General features: G+C 49.9%; 2 protein-coding genes. Both read right to left on the reverse strand.

The features are described from left to right. Positions 1-163 precede the first annotated feature (163 nt). The gene (locus H6A34_RS13910) at positions 164-847 is read right to left on the reverse strand and encodes an ABC transporter ATP-binding protein (protein ID WP_205106003.1); all 684 of its coding nucleotides are present in this window, start codon (positions 845-847) and stop codon (positions 164-166) included. Between the two features lie 136 nt (positions 848-983). Next, positions 984-3104, reverse strand: coding sequence for a cation:proton antiporter (locus tag H6A34_RS13915; protein ID WP_021949310.1), 2121 nt, complete (start codon positions 3102-3104; stop codon positions 984-986). Positions 3105-3420 lie beyond the last annotated feature (316 nt).

The following is a 3420-nucleotide window of genomic DNA, read 5'->3' on the forward strand; positions in this document are numbered from 1 at the left end:
AAAGGTCATAATTCTTCTCTTATTATTGTATTTATGTGGAGTTAAGGAGTTATGTAGTCAAGGAGTTAAGACAAATGCCTACACCGGGTTAAGCCGCTTGTCTATTTCTTGTATGACATTGTGCAACAAGACATTTGTCTTAACTCCTTGACTACATAACTCCTTAACTACTTGTATTCAAAGAAAGCTCGTCTTCCATTTCCAGCATTCCGTCCTTCATTTCAATCGTCCTGTCGGTGATTTTGGCAAGGCTTTCGTCGTGCGTCACGATGACGAACGTCTGCCCTGTCCTGTCCCTAAGGTCGAAGAACAGCCGGTGGAGCTCATCCTTGTTCTTTGAGTCAAGGCTTCCTGACGGTTCGTCAGCCAGTATCACGGCCGGCCTGTTTACCAGCGCGCGCGCCACGGCCACACGCTGCTTCTCGCCTCCGGACAGTTCGTTGGGCTTATGGTCGGCACGGTCAGAAAGCCCCATGAAGTCTAAAAGCTCCATCGCACGCTTCTTGGCCTCGCTCTTTGACATGCCCGCAATAAACGCCGGCAACATGACATTCTCCACTGCCGTGAACTCCGGCAGCAACTGGTGGAACTGGAAAACGAAGCCGATACGCCTGTTGCGGAACTCCGACAGTTTCTTAGCGCCAAGCTTCCTTACGTCCGTTCCATCTATAATGATGTCGCCACTGTCAGGCTTGTCAAGCGTGCCTATTATCTGAAGAAGGGTTGTCTTGCCGGCTCCGCTCGGACCGACAATGCTCACCACCTCGCCTTTGTCTATGTGCAGGTCGATTCCCTTGAGTACTTGCAGTGAACCGAAGCTCTTTGTTATACCTTTGATGTCTATCATTATTTATGGTTTTACGGTTATATGGTTATACGGTTTTACGGTTATATGGTCATGTGACTTACGGTTTCAGGATTTTGGATTGTCTTTGTTTTTAATAAAAAACCTTATAACCTTATGACCTTATAACCGCATAACCTTATGAAAAACGTTTCCTTATCCACGTTGTCAGCATGTCGTACGCGCTGCGCTGCTCATGGTGCTGCGGGTCGGCGAACGTCATAATATCCACCGATTCGCCGTATTGGTCGGGGAAGATTATCATCAGGCTCTTGCCTGAGAAATTTCCCGTAAGCTCCTCGGGCAGGCGTTCCAAGGCCGATTTGTACGATATGGTGCCTTTACGAGCCGTAACGACTACGAACAGATGGTCGTCAGCCACGCCAGAGGAAAGTTTCGGCATGTCTATCCAATGCGCCATGTACGTGTATTCGGCCTGTACACTCGGATGGCGGCTCTGTATATATTGGTTGATGAGCGACAGCGTCTCGCGCTTGGCATGGAACTGCATGCGGCATTCAAGGTTCTCCGCCATTCGGGTCAACCGCTCCAACCAACGGTAGAATCCAGGCTCAAGCTCAGCCCTCGAGGGCACTGCCACCTGTATGCGCCGTATCGTATTGAAAGGCCGCAAGCAGCGCACTATTATGATTTGTCGGTTCAGTCCGGAGAACAATCCTGGTATGAACTCTCCCCAGAACTGCCTTGCCGAGTCTTGCCCGGCATGCATTCCCATGATGATTTCGGAAGCGTTGAATTCCTTGAAGGCGTGCTTTATGCCATTGGTTATATTCGTAGCTATGCGTACTTGAGTCTGAACCATTACGCCGGAGTAGTTGGCCACCTTCGTAACATGCGCCAGAAGGCGCCGCCCTCGCTCCTGGTACTGTAGCCTGTTGGTGTCGTCATAAACAACGTTGAGCGCCACAATGCCACGGTTAAGTACCCTGTTGCGCATCATTACGGCAAGCCCCACAAGCGTGTCAATGCTCGTATCGTGCTTTATCGGCACCATTATCTTCTCGTCGTCGGCCTTCTCGTCCTCTGGAACGGCCGCGCTGTTCTCGAGCGCAATCTGCTTCGAGGCACGCTCGGTAGTGAACGAACTGAAGATACACGTCACCAAGATAAGTATCACCGTGCCGTTAAGCACGTCGTCGTTAAGCAGCCTTTGTCCTGACGGTGTTATCAAGTTATATCCAACCATGACTGCCGCCAGGGTGGCTCCGGCCTGCGCGTTGCTCAGTCCGTATATCAGTTCACGCTCCACGGCACGCATGCCGAAGAGCTTTTGGGTGAAGAACGACGCAATCCACTTGCTCGTCAAAGCCACCAATATCATGACGCATGCCACCTGGATGGTGTCAAGCCCGCCGAAGAGAAGCCTCACGTTGACAAGCATGCCGACGCCTATAAGGAAATAAGGTATGAAAATGGCGTTGCCGACAAACTCGAGATGAAGCATCAACGGCGACAGGTTGGGCACGTAGCGGTTGAGCACCAGTCCCGTAAGGAACGCCCCGAGCAACCCTTCCATGCCGATAAGCTCCATCAGCCCGGCGCCGAGGAAAGTCATGGCGAGCACGAAGATGAACTGCGCCACGTTGTCGCCATAGCGATGGAAGAAGAACCGCGCTATCCGTGGAAAGAAGTATATTATCACGAAGAATACGGCGGCTATCTTGAGAAAGAGCACGAGCCAGAAGATACCGGTAATCTCGCCCTTGAACATTCCGCCGACGATGGCGAGCACGAGCAGCGTCAGCGTGTCGGTGATGGCTGTCGCGCCGACGGCTATCGTGACGCTACGCTGGCGGGCAAGGCCGTAACGCATGACGATGGGGTAAGTTATTATGGTATGCGAGGCGTACATGCTGGCCAGAAGTATGGACGTCATAATGCTGTACTCAAGCACCCCTCGGTTGATGAAGAAGCCCATTGCCATAGGTATGACGAAGGCCATTATGCCGTGGGTAAACGTGCGCACGCGGTTCTTGCGGAAGTTGGCCATGTTCATCTCAAGTCCGGCCAGAAACATTATATAATATAGGCCGACGTGCCCGAAGAGGTCGAACGAGCTGTCCTTGGCCAGTATGTTTAGCCCGTGTGGCCCCACGACAACGCCCGCGAGCACCATTCCCACGATATGGGGAATGCGCAGCTTACCCATGACAATTGGCGCGAAGAGTATGATGCACAGCACGACGAAGAATATCATCGTGGGCGACGTTATGGGAAAATATTGTGACAATCCGGGCATATATGTTATGTCAAGCTGTGTTTTTGCATGCAAAATTGCAAAAAAAAATCATGATTTTATAACATTTGGCTTAAAAGTTGTACTTTTGCAGGCGAAATTTTGTAATATGGAATTTATAGAATTTAAAGAAGTTAAAGAAGTTAAAGCCGAATGACTCGTTAATGAATTAATGGATTATGGCAATAATGATGGAATAACAATGGTTTCCCATTTTTCACTCTTAACCTTTCACCCGACAGGTCATTCGGCTTTAACTTCTCTAACTTCTTTAACTTCTCTAACTTCCGCAAACATTAAATAAAGTATATAATAATAT

Source organism: Marseilla massiliensis, from assembly GCF_016899855.1.
Lineage (GTDB): Bacteria > Bacteroidota > Bacteroidia > Bacteroidales > Bacteroidaceae > Prevotella.

Coding starts and splice junctions, on each gene's coding strand:
- H6A34_RS13910 (WP_205106003.1), bottom strand. CDS start 847: ATGATAGACATCAAAGGTATAACAAAGAGCTTCGGTTCACTGCAAGTA.
- H6A34_RS13915 (WP_021949310.1), bottom strand. CDS start 3,104: ATGCCCGGATTGTCACAATATTTTCCCATAACGTCGCCCACGATGATA.